At 63.2% G+C, this 16,102-nt stretch carries 9 protein-coding genes; 5 read left to right on the top strand and 4 right to left on the bottom strand.

Annotation, left to right across the window (positions count from 1 at the left end):
* Window positions 1–320: 320 nt before the first annotated feature.
* Entirely contained in the window at window positions 321–3,254 is a 2,934-nt protein-coding gene (glnE, locus tag M2396_RS18290) for a bifunctional [glutamate--ammonia ligase]-adenylyl-L-tyrosine phosphorylase/[glutamate--ammonia-ligase] adenylyltransferase (protein ID WP_259076859.1), read from the bottom strand.
* A 383-nt stretch (window positions 3,255–3,637) separates the two neighbouring features.
* On the opposite strand from glnE, the gene aceE reads away from it, so the two are divergent.
* The 5 genes from aceE (at window position 3,638) to M2396_RS18265 (ending at window position 12,279) form a co-directional block, all read left to right on the top strand.
* The gene (aceE, locus tag M2396_RS18285; protein WP_101322449.1) at window positions 3,638–6,283 is read left to right on the top strand and encodes a pyruvate dehydrogenase (acetyl-transferring), homodimeric type; all 2,646 of its coding nucleotides are present in this window, start codon (window positions 3,638–3,640) and stop codon (window positions 6,281–6,283) included.
* A 13-nt stretch (window positions 6,284–6,296) separates the two neighbouring features.
* Window positions 6,297–7,937, top strand: coding sequence for a dihydrolipoyllysine-residue acetyltransferase (aceF, locus tag M2396_RS18280; protein ID WP_101322450.1), 1,641 nt, complete (start codon window positions 6,297–6,299; stop codon window positions 7,935–7,937).
* Between the two features lie 252 nt (window positions 7,938–8,189).
* Window positions 8,190–10,883 carry a bifunctional diguanylate cyclase/phosphodiesterase gene (locus tag M2396_RS18275; RefSeq protein ID WP_220632679.1) on the top strand — a complete coding sequence of 898 codons (2,694 nt, stop codon included), beginning with the start codon at window positions 8,190–8,192 and terminating at the stop codon, window positions 10,881–10,883.
* Window positions 10,884–10,980: 97 nt separating this feature from the next.
* Window positions 10,981–11,646, top strand: coding sequence for a peptide-methionine (S)-S-oxide reductase MsrA (msrA, locus tag M2396_RS18270; protein ID WP_259076853.1), 666 nt, complete (start codon window positions 10,981–10,983; stop codon window positions 11,644–11,646).
* 9 nt (window positions 11,647–11,655) lie between these two features.
* A complete protein-coding gene (locus M2396_RS18265) occupies window positions 11,656–12,279 on the top strand; it encodes a glutathione S-transferase (RefSeq protein WP_259076850.1) in 624 nt (207 codons plus the stop codon).
* 105 nt (window positions 12,280–12,384) lie between these two features.
* Here the strand turns inward: M2396_RS18265 and creD are convergent, their stop codons facing one another.
* The 3 genes from creD to creB form a co-directional block, all read right to left on the bottom strand.
* Window positions 12,385–13,713, bottom strand: coding sequence for a cell envelope integrity protein CreD (gene creD / locus M2396_RS18260; RefSeq protein ID WP_150572830.1), 1,329 nt, complete (start codon window positions 13,711–13,713; stop codon window positions 12,385–12,387).
* A 254-nt stretch (window positions 13,714–13,967) separates the two neighbouring features.
* The gene (creC, locus tag M2396_RS18255; protein ID WP_181089461.1) at window positions 13,968–15,401 is read right to left on the bottom strand and encodes a two-component system sensor histidine kinase CreC; all 1,434 of its coding nucleotides are present in this window, start codon (window positions 15,399–15,401) and stop codon (window positions 13,968–13,970) included.
* On the bottom strand, window positions 15,401–16,081 hold the full coding sequence (gene creB / locus M2396_RS18250) for a two-component system response regulator CreB (protein WP_259076845.1): 681 nt from the start codon (window positions 16,079–16,081) through the stop codon (window positions 15,401–15,403). The genes creC and creB overlap by 1 nt, the downstream gene beginning before the upstream one ends.
* Window positions 16,082–16,102: the final 21 nt, after the last annotated feature.

Raw genomic sequence — 16,102 nt, 5'->3', positions numbered from 1 at the left:
CCAGGAACGCTGGGGGAAAGTGCAGCACGGTCTCCCCTCTTTATATTCAGGCTAGGTGGCGTGCAGTGTACCACTGGTGGTGGAGCAAGGCTTTTAGCGCCTGTAACGCAAAAGAACACGAGCTCAGCACGCCGCTCATAACCCTGTGGGAGCGGGTTTACCCGCGAAGAGGCCGGTCGCACCCCCTATTTGTACGGCGAAGGCTTTGCCTTCGTTCGCGGGTAAACCCGCTCCCACAAGTTTTTGCGGCGCAGCCTAACCCTGTGGGTTTACCGGGACGCCGGACTGCCGCGAAGGGCCGCCCTGCGGCCCCAGCGATTTCAGCTCAAACCCAACTCACCCCAGATCCGGCGCACTTCGGCGCGTTCAGTGGCGAACTGCGCGGCGTCGATCACCCCGGCCTGCTTTTGCAGGGCCTGGCGGTGCGAGGCCGAGCGAAACGCCTTGTACACTTCTCGCAGCAATATTGCATCGCTGGCCGGCACCAGCCCGGCCTGTTCGAGTTCTTCGAGGATGCGGATGTTGTCGGTCCAGCGCAGCAGCGCCGGGTGCGCGTGCGACCAGGCCAGCGCCGCGTACTGGACCATGAACTCGATATCGACGATGCCGCCGGCATCTTGTTTGATATCGAACGGCACGCCAGCCTCGAAGGCATTGCTCGCAGTGCCTGCCGCAGTCTGCTTGGTGCCCAGGCTGCCGCGCATCTTGGCGCGCATCTCGCTGACCTCGGCGCGCAGTTTGTCCAGATCACGTGGCTGGCCGAGCACCCTCGCCCGCACCGCTTCAAACGCGCTCGCCACGTCCTTGCAGCCAACCAGCACCCGCGCCCGTACCAGCGCCTGATGCTCCCAGGTCCAGGCTTCCCCTTGCTGGTAACGCTCGAACGCACCGAGCGAGCTGACCAGCAAGCCGGCAGCGCCCGAGGGACGCAGGCGCATGTCGACGTCATACAGCTGGCCGGAGTTGGTCTGGGTGGTCAGCAGGTGAATGATGCGCTGGCCCAGACGGGTGTAGAACTGCGCGCTGTCGATCGGCTTGGCGCCGTCGGTTTCAGCCTGCGGATCGCCGTCATGGATAAACACCAGGTCGAGATCAGAGCCGTGGCCCAGCTCGATGCCGCCGACCTTGCCGTAACCGACGATGATGAAACCTGGATCACACAGGCTGCCATCGCTGCGTTTGGGCTGACCGTGACGGGCCACGGTCTGGCGCCAGGCCAGGGCCAGCACCTGGTCAAGAATCGCCTCGGCCAGCCAGGTCAGGTAGTCACTGACCTTCATCAATGGCAGGTTGCCGCTGATTTCCGAGGCAGCCACGCGCAGGCTGTGCGCCAGCTTGAAGTGGCGCAGGGCTTCCATCTGCTGCTCGAGGTCGTCTTCGGGGATGCGGGTCAGCCGCTCGCGTAGCTCGCTGGCCAATTCCGGCGCCAGCGGTGGGCTGAACAGACGGCCCTCGTTGAGCAGCTCATCGAGCAGCAGCGGATAGCGGGCAATCTGTTCGGCGATCCACGGGCTGGCTGCGCACAGCGTCAGCAGACGGCGCAGGGCACTTGGGTTCTCGGTCAGCAACACCAGGTACGCCGAGCGCCGCGCCACCGCCTCGACCAGCGGCAGTACCCGCTCCAATACCAAGTCGGGATTGTCGTGTTCAACGGCCTGAGCCAGCAGGCGCGGGATAAATGCATCCAGGCGTTCGCGGCCCAGGCGCTGCATCGAACGCAGCTGCGGGCTGGCGCGCAGCCCGGTCAAGCGGCGCAAGGCATCGGCTGGCTGGCCGAAGCCGGCTTCTTCAAGCTGGCGGCAGGCGGCCTCTTCATCCTGGGCCTGCTCCCACAGCGGCGACCATTCGCCACCCACCACCAGTTCGCCCTCGGCCTCGTCTTCATCCGGGTCAGCGATGACCTGGCGGAAGTGCCAGTCGATGCGTCCGCGCCAGTACATCAACTGGGCATGGAAGCTGTCCCAGTCGGCAAAGCCGAGGATGAACGCAACCCGCGCCCGATCGATGTCGCTGTCGGGCAACATCTGCGTCTGCCGGTCGGCAATGGCCTGGATGGCGTGTTCGGTATAACGCAGGAATTCATAGCCTTCGCGCAGCTCGGTAATCACTGCAGGCGGCAAATAGCCCTGCCCTTCAAGGGTGGCCAGCACCTTCAGCAGTGGCCGCTGCTGCAGGCTCAGGTCGCGCCCACCATGGATCAGCTGGAAAGCCTGGGCGATGAACTCGACCTCGCGAATGCCACCCGCGCCCAGCTTGATGTTGTCGGCCATGCCCTTGCGCCGCACTTCCTGCTGAATCAGCTGCTTCATGGTGCGCAGCGCTTCGATTGCCGAGAAGTCCAGGTAGCGCCGGTACACGAACGGCCGCAGCATCTCCTGCAACTGGGCGCCGGCAGCCTGATCACCGGCCACAACACGCGCCTTGATCATGGCGTAGCGTTCCCAGTCGCGGCCCTGGTCCTGGTAGTACTGCTCCAGTGCATTGAACGACAGCACCAGCGCGCCGGCCGAGCCGTAGGGACGCAGGCGCATATCGACGCGAAACACAAAGCCATCGACGGTGACCGGATCGAGTGCCTTGATCAGGCGCTGGCCGAGGCGGGTGAAAAACTCCTGGTTGTCCAGCGAGCGCTTGACCCCCTCGGTCTCGCCGCCCTCGGCAAAGGCGAAGATCAGGTCGATGTCCGAAGACAGGTTCAGCTCCACCGCACCCAGCTTGCCCATGCCCAGTACGACCATGTGCTGCGCCTCGCCACTGCGGTTGCCGATAGGCGTGCCGAACTGCTGGCAATGCCGCGGGTACAGCCATTGGTAAGCCTGATCGATGCAGGCGTCGGCCATATCTGACAGGTCGCGGCAGGTTTCCCCCAGCGCCGCCTGGCGGGTAATGTCGCGCCAGATGATGCGCATCTGCTGACGGTTGCGGGCCCGGCGCAGGTTGCGCGCCAGCTCTTCTTCGCTCTGCGCCGCCTGGGCCACTGCGGCAATCCGCGCGGTCATCTCGCCCGGCGCATAGGCCTGCTCCAGATCACCGCTGGCCAGCAGCTCGAGCAACATACCCGGCTCGCGCTGAGCCTGATCGAAGATGAACTCGCTGGCGGCAGCCACCTGCTCGAACTGCTGCCGATGCTCGGCGCTCAACGTAGACAGGCCAGGGTCGTCCTGACTGCTCAGCGCCTCGTTCAGCAGCTGTTGGTTACGGACGACCAGTGGTTGCAAGCCAGCGGGCAGATCGAGAGGCAAAGGCAGACGCATGGGCTATCCTTGATCGGCAACAAAGAGAGGGGTGTAATTGGCTACGGGGAAGCGGGACCGCGGTTGAAGTGTCATACAAAAGTTGTAAATAGCTGAAATCAACGAATCATTGGCATTAAATATCAAGATCCACCCGCCTCAGCTACATCGCCAACCAACATGAACGTTTTTCCCCACAAGCCAGGGTGCGACCAAACGTCGCATTTCTGTAGTATTACTACTACCCCAACCGTGTAAAAGCATGAAATGCGAAAGCTTTTGTAGTAAAACTACACGGCGCCGGGTCACACTCCGGTAATCCAAGAATTCACGACGTCTGCCCATAAGGCCAGTCGCAAACTCAGGCAGCCGATTCTGGTTGCCTTTCCGCCCTGGAGCAAGCCATGCAAGACCTCGATCCAATCGAAACCCAGGAATGGCTGGATGCCCTGGAGTCGGTCCTCGACAAAGAAGGCGAAGACCGCGCTCATTACCTGATGACCCGTATGGGCGAGCTGGCCACCCGCAGTGGTTCCCAGCTGCCGTATGCCATCACCACGCCATACCGCAACACCATCCCTGTCACCCACGAAGCACGCATGCCTGGCGACCTGTTCATGGAACGCCGCATTCGCTCGTTGGTGCGTTGGAACGCACTGGCCATGGTCATGCGCACCAACCTGAAGGATTCGGACCTGGGCGGACACATCTCGAGCTTTGCCTCCAGTGCCACCCTGTATGACATCGGCTTCAACTACTTCTTCCAGGCCCCGACCGACGAACACGGCGGCGACCTGATCTTCTTCCAGGGCCACGCCTCGCCTGGCGTCTACGCCCGTGCCTTCATGGAAGGCCGGATCAGCGAAGAGCAGATGAACAACTTCCGTCAGGAAGTCGATGGCAAAGGCCTGTCGTCCTACCCGCACCCATGGCTGATGCCTGACTTCTGGCAGTTCCCGACCGTTTCGATGGGTCTGGGCCCGATCCAGGCGATCTACCAGGCGCGCTTCATGAAGTACCTCGAAGCCCGCGGCTACATCCCGGCCGGCAAGCAAAAGGTCTGGTGCTTCATGGGCGACGGCGAGTGCGACGAGCCGGAATCCCTGGGCGCGATCTCCCTGGCTGGCCGCGAGAAGCTGGACAACCTGATCTTCGTCATCAACTGCAACCTGCAGCGCCTCGACGGCCCAGTGCGCGGTAACGGCAAGATCATCCAGGAACTCGAAGGCGTGTTCCGTGGCGGTGGCTGGAACGTCAACAAAGTGGTCTGGGGCCGTTTCTGGGACCCACTGCTGGCCAAGGACGTCGACGGTATCCTGCAACGTCGCATGGACGAAGTCATCGACGGCGAGTACCAGAACTACAAGGCCAAGGACGGCGCGTACGTCCGTCAGCACTTCTTCAACACCCCAGAGCTCAAGGCCATGGTCGAAGACCTGTCCGATGACGAGATCTGGAAGCTCAACCGTGGCGGCCACGACCCGTACAAGGTCTACGCGGCGTACCACCAGGCTGTGAACCACAAGGAACAGCCGACCGTCATCCTGGCCAAGACCATCAAGGGTTACGGTACCGGTGCTGGCGAAGCCAAGAACACCGCGCACAACACCAAGAAGGTCGACGTCGACAGCCTGCGTCACTTCCGTGATCGTTTCGACATCCCGGTCAAGGACGACGAGCTGGAGAACCTGCCGTTCTTCAAACCAGAAGAAGGCAGCGCCGAGGCCCGTTACCTGGCTGAGCGTCGCTCCGCCCTGGGTGGCTTCGTACCACAGCGCCGCGCCAAGAGCATGAGCATCCCGACCCCGCCCCTGGAAACCCTCAAGGCTATCCTGGACGGCTCGGGCGACCGTGAAATCTCCACCACCATGGCCTTCGTGCGGATCCTCGCGCAGCTGGTCAAGGACAAAGAGATTGGCCAGCGCATCGTTCCGATCATCCCGGACGAAGCCCGTACCTTCGGTATGGAAGGCATGTTCCGCCAGCTGGGCATCTACTCGTCGGTCGGCCAGCTCTACGAGCCAGTCGACAAAGACCAGGTGATGTTCTACCGCGAAGACAAGAAAGGTCAGATTCTCGAAGAAGGCATCAACGAAGCCGGCGCCATGTCGTCGTTCATCGCTGCCGGTACTTCGTACTCGAACCACAACCAGCCGATGCTGCCGTTCTACATCTTCTACTCGATGTTCGGCTTCCAGCGTATCGGTGACCTGGCCTGGGCCGCTGGCGACAGCCGCACCCGTGGCTTCCTGATCGGCGGTACCGCCGGCCGTACCACCCTCAACGGTGAAGGCCTGCAGCACGAAGACGGTCATAGCCACCTGCTGGCCGGGACCATCCCGAACTGCCGCACCTACGATCCAACCTACGGCTATGAGCTGGCGGTGATCATTCAGGACGGCATGAAGAAGATGACCGAAGAGCAACAGGACATCTTCTACTACATCACCGTGATGAACGAATCCTACCAGCAGCCGGCAATTCCGGCCGGTGTCGAGGAAGGTATCGTCAAGGGCATGTACCTGCTCGAAGAAGACACCCGCGACGCGGCACACCACGTTCAGCTGATGGGTTCCGGCACCATCCTGCGTGAAGTCCGTGAAGCAGCGAAGATCCTGCGCGAAGAGTTCAACGTCGGTGCCGACGTGTGGAGCGTTACCAGCTTCAACGAACTGCGTCGCGACGGCCTCGCCGTAGAACGCGCCAACCGCCTCAAGCCTGGCCAGAAGCCACAGCAGACTTACGTCGAGCAGTGCCTGACCGGTCGCAAAGGCCCGGTTATCGCATCGACCGACTACATGAAGATCTTTGCCGAGCAGATCCGTCAGTGGGTGCCGAGCAAAGAGTTCAAAGTCCTGGGTACCGATGGTTTCGGTCGCAGCGACAGCCGCAAGAAGCTGCGTCACTTCTTCGAAGTTGACCGTCACTTCGTGGTGCTGGCTGCCCTGGAAGCCTTGGCTGACCGTGGCGAGATCGAACCGAAGGTGGTAGCTGATGCCATCGTCAAGTTCGGCATCGACCCGGACAAGCGCAACCCACTGGACTGCTGAGGAGTATTTTTAAGTGAGCGAACTCATTCGCGTACCTGACATCGGCAGCGGTGAAGGTGAAATCATCGAGCTGTTCGTCAAGGTTGGCGACCGCATCGAGGCTGACCAGAGCCTGCTGACCCTGGAGTCCGACAAGGCCTCCATGGAGATTCCGGCGCCTAAAGCCGGCATCGTCAAAGAGCTCAAGGTCAAGCTGGGCGATCGCCTGAAAGAAGGCGACGAACTGCTGGTTCTGGAAGCCGAGGGCGCTGCGGCGTCCGAGGCTCCGGCCGCTGCTGCGCCTGCCGCCGAACAACCGGCTGCCGCGCCTGCGCCAGCCGCCGAGGCTGCTCCTGCGCCGGCCGCAGCTCCTGCTGCTGCCACCGTGCAGGACATCCACGTGCCGGACATCGGCTCGTCGGGCAAGGCCAAGATCATCGAAGTACTGGTCAAGGCCGGCGACACCGTCGAAGCTGACCAGTCGCTGATCACCCTGGAGTCCGACAAGGCCTCCATGGAGATCCCTTCGCCTGCCGCTGGCGTGGTTGAAGAAGTGATCGCCAAGCTGGACGACGAAGTCGGCACCGGTGACCTGATCCTCAAGTTGAAGATCGCTGGCGCCGCACCTGCTGCGGCCCCTGCCCAGGCGGCTGCCGCACCGGCCAAGGCTGAGGCTGCTCCGGCTGCCGCACCTGCCGCCGCACCGGCTCCAGCTGCTGCACCGGCCCAGGCTGCTGCCCCGGCTGCTGCCAGCAACGCCAAGGTCCATGCCGGCCCTGCGGTACGTCAGCTGGCCCGTGAATTCGGTGTCGAGCTGGGCGCTGTTTCGGCTACTGGCCCGCACGGTCGCATCCTCAAGGAAGACGTGCAGGTCTACGTCAAGGCGATGATGCAGAAGGCCAAGGAAGCGCCGGCCGCCGCCGGTGCAACCGGTGGTGCTGGTATCCCGCCGATCCCGGTGGTCGACTTCAGCAAGTTCGGTGAAGTCGAAGAAGTGGCCATGACCCGCCTGATGCAAGTCGGCGCTGCCAACCTGCACCGCAGCTGGCTCAACGTGCCGCACGTGACTCAGTTCGATTCGGCTGACATCACCGAGCTGGAAGCCTTCCGTGTCGCGCAAAAAGCCGTAGCGGAAAAGGCCGGCGTCAAGCTGACCGTACTGCCGCTGCTGCTCAAGGCCTGCGCCCACCTGCTCAAGGAGCTGCCGGACTTCAACAGTTCGCTGGCACCAAGCGGCAAGGCAATCATCCGCAAGAAGTACGTCAACGTCGGTTTCGCCGTCGACACCCCGGATGGTCTGCTGGTCCCGGTCATCAAGAACGTCGACCAGAAGAGCCTGCTGCAACTGGCTGGCGAAGCTGCGGCACTGGCTGAAAAAGCCCGTACCAAAAAGCTTTCGGCCGACGAGATGCAGGGCGCCTGCTTCACCATCTCCAGCCTCGGTCACATTGGCGGCACTGGCTTCACGCCGATCGTCAACGCGCCGGAAGTGGCGATCTTGGGTGTATCCAAGGCAACCATCCAGCCAGTCTGGGATGGCAAGGCCTTCCAGCCCAAGCTGATGCTGCCGCTGTCGCTGTCGTACGATCACCGTGTGATCAACGGCGCCGCTGCTGCGCGCTTCACCAAGCGCCTGAGCGACTTGCTGGGTGATATCCGCACCATCCTGCTGTAATGCTGCAACTGCTGCCCCGGCACATGCCGGGGCAGCAGTCACTACTTTCGAGCTGCCACGCTCGTACCTCAACCCCGCCTCTGGCGGGGCTTTTTTTTGCCCGCAAAACTGCAACCGGCTGCAGAAACTCACACCCCTGCCGATAAACTGCCAATAGCCCGACATGGCCGCTTGCCAGCCTTCGGGACATGATGCAACCTTGCCAGATGCGCTGCCTGCCAGGCCCTGTCACCCTCTTCAAGCGAGTCTTCGATGAAAAGCCAACCCGATGCCGCGACCCGAGTGGCGGCCGAGGTCGTGACCCAGCTACCCGTGCCCTCGCGGCTGGGCATGCTGCGTTTCGAAAGGCTCAACGAAGCCAACTGGGCGATGCTCTACCTGGACCCCAACTGCGACCGCCAATTCGGCTTGCCTGCCGCTGAGCTGTGCGCGTTGGTCAGCTCGCCGTATGCCAGCCTGATGGAGCCCGAAGCACGCTATCGCCTGCATGACGAGATCCAGCTGCAGCTGTCGCGCCGTGGTCATTACCGGGTGCGCTACACCCTGCACGTTGGCCCGGCGCCATTGCGTTTGCTGGAGTGCGGCGAAGTCTACAAGCAGCATGGCCGGCAGCTGCTGCGCGGGTACCTGACAGTGCTCGATGATCACGCCGAAGACAGCATCAACATGACCGCCAGCGACCTGGAAACCCGCAACAACCGCCTGCAGATCGCTCTGCAGCTGAACCAGCGCGCGCAGCAGGAACAGCTAGAGCATCTGGAGCGGGTACGAGCCCAGCAAGACTTGATTCTGCGCCTGGCGCGGCAGCGCTACAGCGCCGACAACTCGCTGCTCGAAGCCGCCGAGCTGATCACCCGCAGCGCCTGTGAAATCTACAACGTCGACTGCTCGAGCATCTGGTACCTGCATGACCAGCAGCTGGAGCCGATTACCGCTTGGTACCGGCTTGACCAGGAGCACCGCCTACCGGCCCCGATCGACGCCAGCCAGTTCCCCGACTACATCGAAGCGCTGCATGCCAGCCGCGCCATCGACGCGCACAACGCCAGCCACGACCCGCGCACCCGCGACATGGCGCAGAGCCTGTTCCCGGCCTCCGACAACGCCATGCTCGACGCCAGTATCCGCGTCGACGGCCAGGTAGTCGGCGTGCTGTGCCTGGAGCAAACCGGCATGCCGCGGGCCTGGCAGTCGGATGAAATCGCTTTTGCAGGCGAGCTCGCCGACCAGTTCGCCCAGGTCATCACCAACCACAACCGGCGTACCGCTGCCAGCGCGTTGCACCTGTTCCAGCGCGCGGTCGAGCAGAGCGCCAGCGCCTTTTTGCTGGTCAACCGCGACGGCGTGGTCGAGTACGTCAACCCAAGTTTCACCGCGATCACCCAGTACAGCACCGATGAGGTCCAGGGCCATCGCCTGTCCGAGCTGCCGGCCCTGGAAAACCTCAGCGAACTGCTGTTCGATTCGCCGTCGAGCCTGGATATGGGCAACAGCTGGCAGGGCGAATTCAAGAGCCGGCGCAAGAACCTCGAACCTTACTGGGGTCAGCTGTCGATTTCCAAGGTGTACGGCGACAACCGCGAGTTGACCCACTACATCGGCATCTACGAAGACGTTACCCAGAGCAAGCTGGCTCAGCAGCGCATCGAGCGCCTGGCCTACACCGACAACCTGACCAACCTGGGCAACCGCCCGGCGTTCATTCGCAACCTCGATGAGCGCTTCAGCCGCGACAGCGCCAGTTCGCTGTGCCTGCTGCTGGTCGACATCGACAACTTCAAGCGGATCAACGACAGCCTTGGTCACCAGACCGGCGACAAGCTGCTCGTGAGCCTGGCCCGACGCCTGCGCAACAGTCTGACCGTCGGCGGCATCCTTGCGCGCTTTGCCAGTAACGAATTTGCCGTGCTGCTCGACCACACCAGCCTGGAGGGCGGCCAGAGCATTGCCCTGCAACTGCTGCGCACCCTCGACAAGCCGATGTTCGTCGACAATCAGCTGATCAACGTCACCGCCTCGGTCGGCCTGGCCTGCGCGCCGCTGCACGGCAGCGACCCGCAGACCCTGATGAAAAACGCCGGCCTCGCCCTGCACAAGGCCAAGGCCAACGGCAAGCATCAGGTGCAGGTGTTCACCGAAGTGCTCAACGCCGAAGCCAGCTACAAGCTGTTCGTCGAGAACAACCTGCGCCGCGCCCTGACCCAGAACGAGCTGGAGGTGTTCTACCAGCCCAAGCTGTGCCTGCGCAGCGGGCGCCTCCTCGGGCTGGAAGCGTTGCTGCGCTGGAACCACCCGGAGCGCGGCATGATCCGCCCGGATCAGTTCATCAGCGTGGCCGAAGAAACCGGCCTGATCATCCCCATCGGCAAGTGGGTGGTGCGCCAGTCGTGCCGCATGAGCCTTGAACTGAGCGCCGCTGGCCTGGGTGACCTGCACGTCGCCATCAACCTTTCACCCAAGCAGTTTTCCGATCCGGAGCTGGTCAGCTCGATCGGCTCGATCATCAAGGAAGAAGGCCTGCCTTCGCACTTGCTGGAACTGGAGCTGACCGAAGGCTTGCTGCTTGAGGCAACCGAAGACACCCACCGCCAGCTGATCGAACTGAAGACATTGGGGCTGACACTGGCGATGGACGACTTTGGTACCGGCTACTCGTCGCTGAGCTACCTGAAGAAATTCCCGATCGATATCATCAAGATCGACCGCAGCTTCATCAACGAAATCCCGGACAACCAGGACGACATGGAAATCACCTCGGCGGTGGTGGCCATGGCCCACAACCTCAAGCTCAAGGTAGTCGCCGAGGGCATCGAGACCCCTGCGCAGCTGGCCTTCCTGCGCCGCCATCGCTGTGACGTCGGCCAGGGCTACCTGTTCGATCGGCCAATCCCCGGCCGCGAACTGGTTGAGCGCCTCAAGCGCTACCCGCGCGGACCAGTGGCCTGACAGCGCGCTCAGTCTCGGGCACTATACAAGTCATTCGGGCCGCAGCAGCGCGCTGACGGCCCCTGCCTACATCTACTGAATATACAGAGGAGCGGCCATGGTCCTGCGTTCGGAAATCCTGGTGAACAAAAACGTCCTGCCTACTGCGGAACAGGCCCTGCCTGGCCGCGAGACGCCGATGAGCCTGCCCGAGATGCATTACGTCTTCAACGAGACGCCGCTGCTTGGGCCGTTCTTCCAGAACGTCGATTTCGCCATCTTTGGCCTCGGTTGCTTCTGGGGCGCCGAGCGCCGCTTCTGGCAGCGCGAAGGCGTGGTCAGCACGGTGGTCGGCTATGCCGGCGGCTTCACTCTGAACCCAACCTACGAAGAAGTCTGCTCGGGCCTGACCGGCCACACCGAAGTGGTGCTGGTCGTGTTCGACAAGGACAAGGTCAGCTATCAGGAGCTGCTGGCGATGTTCTGGGAGCTGCACAACCCGACCCAGGGCATGCGCCAGGGCAACGACGTCGGCACCCAGTACCGTTCGGCGATCTTCTGCACCAGCCCCGAGCAGCTCGAGCAAGCCAACGCGAGCAAAGCGGCCTACCAGGCTGAGCTGGACAAGGCCGGCTTTGGCCCGATCACCACCGAGATCGAGCAGGCGCCAACGGTGTACTTCGCCGAGGCCTACCACCAGCAATATCTGGCCAAGAACCCCAACGGCTACTGCGGCATCGCTGGCACCGGCGTGTGCCTGCCGCCCAGCCTGCAAGGCAACTGAGGCCCGGCCATGAGCACGATGACCCTGTTCCACTCGCCGCTGTCGCCGTTCGTGCGCAAGGTCATGGTGGTGCTGCACGAAACCGGGCAACTGCCGCGGGTACAGTTGCAGGCAGTGAATATCAGCCCGGTGGCTGGCGACGCGCAACTCAATCAGGACAACCCGATCGGCAAGATCCCGGCCTTGCGCCTGGAAGACGGCACTGTGCTGCATGACAGCCGGGTGATCTGCGAGTACCTCGACAGCCAGCACGTCGGCACCCCGCTGATCCCGCGTGAGGGCTCGGCCCGCTGGCGCCGGCTGACCCTGGCGGCGCAGGCCGATGCGATCATGGATGCGGCGGTATCGAGCCGCTACGAGAGCTTCCTGCGCCCGCAGGACAGGCGCTGGGATGGCTGGCTCGAAGCGCAGAGCGAGAAGATCCGCCGCAGCCTGGCCAACCTGGAGCAGGAGCACCTGGCCGAGCTGATCTCCGGGTTCGACATGGTCGCCATCGGCGTCGCCTGCGCGCTGGGTTATCTGGACCTGCGCCAGCCTGAGTTCGGCTGGCGTGAGCGCCAGCCCGGCCTGGCGGCCTGGTACGCCGAAGTGTCGCAGCGGCCTTCGCTGCGCGCCACTGCGCCAGCTGCCTGACGACGGCAAAAGGGGCCGCAATGCGGCCCCTCTTTCAGCGCTGGCCTGGCGCAAACAGCAGGCCGATCTGCAGCGCCAGCCGGCGCCCCAGCTCACGTTCCTCCCTCATGCCGACCTCCCCACCCGCGACCAGTCCAGGCGCCGGGTCAGGACCATGAATACGCCGAGCAAGCCAAAGCACAGCAGCGAGCCCATCAACAGCGCGTAGTCCTCGGCGCTGAGCAACCCGAACAACATCGCGTAGAGCACCGCCAACCCGCCAGCGAAGCCCAACCCGCGCCAGACACTGCGCAGCACGTGGCTGAGGTAGAAGCCGATCAGCAGCACACAAGCCGACGCCGACAAACCATAGGCAGCGCCAAAGCCCAGGTGCTCGGACAGTGACAGCAAAAGCAGGTAGAAGAACGCCAACGCCACGCCAACCAGCACGTACTGCACCGGGTGCACGCTGAGGTTTTTCAGCACCTCGAAGAGGAAGAATCCGGCAAAGGTCAGAGCAATGAACAGCAGCGCATATTTGATCGCCCGCTCGCTCTTGAGGTACTGGTCGACCGGGTCGACAAAGCTCACGCCAAAGGTGCGCTGCTTGTACTCACTACAGTCGGCGACCGTCGCACACTGGCGCAGGGCATCTTCCAGGTTGGTGGCAAAGAACGAGGTCTGCCAATGGGCCTTGAAGCCCTCACCGCTGATCTCGCGCCGGCTTGGCAAGTAACTGCCGACAAAGCTTGGGTGCGGCCAGTTGGCCTGCATGTCGACACTGCTGCTGCGCCCGATCGGCAGCACGTACAGCTGCCCGGTGCCTTGCAGGGCAAGCTCGAAGCCATAGGTGAACTCGCGCGCCTGGTGGCCATCGAACTGCGGCAACGGCACGTGCACACCGCCACGCATCCAGTCCAGGCCAGTACCTGCAGCGAAAGGCAGGCGTTGATCGTCCAGCTGCAGTTCCAGGTTGCTCTCGATGCCGCGGATGTCGCTGATGCCAACCACCAGGAACGGCTTGTCGAAACGGTAATCCTCATAGTCCTTGTCGATGCCCCAACGCTCGGGCAGCTTGAACCGCCCGGCTATCTGACTCTTGGCGTGGAACAGCCGCGCCTGATAGATGCCGCGGGCGCGCAGTTCGGTATCGATGTTGATGTCAGCGTCGAACGTCTCCGGCAGGAAGTACAACTGGCCGTTAACGGTGACCGTCTCCTGTACGCTCTGGCCGTCCTTGTCGATCCAGCGCCGCTCGTACTTGCGGTACGGCACCACCAGCAGTGGGCCGGAGATCAGCTGATCGAAGCTTGAGCTCTGGGCGATGTCGGCCAGCACATTGTCGCGCAGGTTCTGCCGGTCCTCGATCAGGCCACCGATCATCAGCAGCGGTATCAACAGCAGCAACATCAGCAAGGCGATCATGCCGAGCTTGAAACTCAGGGTCTTGTTCATGGGTGGAGGCTCCGTTGGCGATGGGCACAGTCTGTGCCGCACCTGTGGAGCCAGCAGGGAGCCAATGTGGAGATTGCGTGGAGATACTGTGGTGAGTTGCAGTTACCAGCTTCACCGCCGACACCGCCGGGCCAGCTACGCTGGCCTTTCGCGACACAAGGCCGCTCCTACAGGGGCCGCGTCATGTCAGGTTCACGCGGATCCTGTAGGAGCGGCCTTGTGTCGCGAGAGGGTCGCGAAGCGGCCCCAGCAATTCAACAGACGCGCCGCAGCGGCAGCCACAACCTCACCCGCACGCCGCCTTCGACGTTATCCACCGCCAACTCGCCACCATGCAGCTGCATCACCTCGGCGACAAAATTCAGCCCCAGACCGCTGCTCTTGCGCCCACTGCCTGGTCGCGGCAGCGAATAGAAGCGCTCGCTGACGCGCCCTATCGCGTATTGCGGAATTGCCTCACCCTGGTTGAACAGGCTCAACGCGACCCGCTCGCCGCCCTGCTCCAGCTCGAACAGCAAAGTCCCACCCGCCGGGGTGAAGTCCAGTGCATTCTCGAGCAGGTTGGCCAACGCCTGGCGCATCAGGTACGGATCACAACGCAACCGCACCGCCGCTGGCACGCGCTGGCGCACTTGCAAGCCAGCGCTGTCGATACGCGCTGCGTGGGCCAGCAGCAACTCGTCGACCAGCACCGCCAGCGCCACCTCCTGCTCATCCTCCAGAGCCTGCATCTGCTCGACCTGGGCGAGATTCAGCAAGCGTTCGATCATCTGCTGCAAGCGCCCGCTCTCACGTTCGATATTGCTGGCAAAACGCAGCCGCTGCTCGGCGGGCATGTCGCCCTGCAGCAGCTCGGAGGCGCCACGAATCGCCGCCAGCGGGCTTTTCAGCTCGTGGGTCAGGGTATGCACATAGCGCTCGACATAGGCCTTGCCGGCAAGCTCGGTACGCATCCGCTCGACTGCGGTGGCGAGTTGCTCGAGCTCGCCGCCCTTGTAATGCGGCAACGCCGCGCGCTGACCCTCGCTGACCGCCTGGGCGTAGTGGGTGAGCCTGCGCAGCGAGCGCGCCAGCCACCACGACAACAGCGCACCGACCAGCAGGCCGAGGATGATCAAGCCCAGCCCAAGATTGAGCAGGCGCCGCTCGGCGCGGTCGATGTACGGCTGCAGCGAGCTGTTGGGCTTGGCCACGGTGACCACGCCGATGATCTTGCCGGCATCCATGATCGGCGCCGCGACGTGCATCACCGAGGTGCTTTCGTCATCCGGATCGCTGCGTGAAGAGCGCGCACCGTATTGCCCGTGCAGGGTCAGGTAGACGTCGTTCCAGCGTGAGTAATCCTTGCCCAGATCGACCCCGGCCGAGTCGAGCAGGACGATGCCATTGGCGTCGGTCACGTAGATGCGGTGGCTGACCTGATTCTTCGCCAGCCCCCAGATCTGCGCGCCGGGGCGGCGCTGACCGTACGATTCAAGCAACTGCGGCAAGCGGCTCTGGCCAAGGGTCCCGGCCTTGACGTCGTCGTGGAGGATCTCCGCCAGCAGGTTGGCGGTGTCGACCAGGGTTTCTTCGGAAGCCTGGCGCACCACCGGGCGAATCTGCTCACGCACGGTATTGAGCAAAAAATAGCCAGCCAGCCCGACAAACAGGAAGTACACCAGAAAGATCCGAATACCCAGGCGCATCAGGCGTGTTCCGGGCTGTAGCTGTAGCCCAGGCCGCGATGGGTCTGGATCGGCTCGGCGTCAGCGGCGACCTGGCGCAGCTTGGCGCGCAGGCTCTTGATATGGCTGTCGATGGTGCGCTCGTAGCCAGCGTCCGCCGCTACCCCCAGCGCGTCGAGCAACTGCTCGCGGCTGAACACCCGCTGCGGCTGCTCAAGCAAGCACTGCAGCAGGCGAAACTCGTGACGGGTCAGGGCCAGGCTGACACTGCGGTAAACGATCTGCATGCGCAGCGTGTCGACCTGAAACAGCGTCGCCACAGCGGGCGTTTCGCTGCGCGGCGCCATGCGCTTGAGTATCGCCCGCACCCGCGCGGCCACTTCGCGGGGGCTGAACGGTTTGACCACGTAATCGTCGGCACCGATCTCCAGGCCCAGCACCCGATCGATCTCGGCGTCGCGGGCGCTGAGAAACATCACCGGCACTTCGCTGAAGCGGCGCAGCTGGCGGCAGGTTTCAAAGCCACTGATGTCGGGCAGGCCGATGTCGAGAATGACCAGGTCGGCCGGCTGCAGGCGCTGGCGCTCGACGGCGGCGCTACCCAGGGTCACCCACTCGGTGCTGTGGCCGTCGGCTTGCAGGGCGTAGATCAGGGTGTCGGCGATGGAGGATTCATCTTCGACGATGAGGATATGGGGCATTCTTGGCGACAAGCCTCAAGC

Source organism: Pseudomonas sp. BIGb0278 (assembly GCF_024809895.1).
GTDB classification, from domain to species: Bacteria; Pseudomonadota; Gammaproteobacteria; order Pseudomonadales; family Pseudomonadaceae; genus Aquipseudomonas; species Aquipseudomonas shirazensis.
Note: the sequence above shows the minus strand (reverse complement) of the source record. Positions and strands in the feature narration are given on the sequence as shown.

Bases quoted from the DNA above. Each gene is read 5' to 3' on its own strand.
- glnE (WP_259076859.1), bottom strand. From the start codon at position 3,254: ATGCGTCTGCCTTTGCCTCTCGATCTGCCCGCTGGCTTGCAACCACTG.
- aceE (WP_101322449.1), top strand. From the start codon at position 3,638: ATGCAAGACCTCGATCCAATCGAAACCCAGGAATGGCTGGATGCCCTG.
- M2396_RS18275 (WP_220632679.1), top strand. From the start codon at position 8,190: ATGAAAAGCCAACCCGATGCCGCGACCCGAGTGGCGGCCGAGGTCGTG.
- msrA (WP_259076853.1), top strand. From the start codon at position 10,981: ATGGTCCTGCGTTCGGAAATCCTGGTGAACAAAAACGTCCTGCCTACT.
- M2396_RS18265 (WP_259076850.1), top strand. From the start codon at position 11,656: ATGAGCACGATGACCCTGTTCCACTCGCCGCTGTCGCCGTTCGTGCGC.
- creD (WP_150572830.1), bottom strand. From the start codon at position 13,713: ATGAACAAGACCCTGAGTTTCAAGCTCGGCATGATCGCCTTGCTGATG.
- creC (WP_181089461.1), bottom strand. From the start codon at position 15,401: ATGCGCCTGGGTATTCGGATCTTTCTGGTGTACTTCCTGTTTGTCGGG.
- creB (WP_259076845.1), bottom strand. From the start codon at position 16,081: ATGCCCCATATCCTCATCGTCGAAGATGAATCCTCCATCGCCGACACC.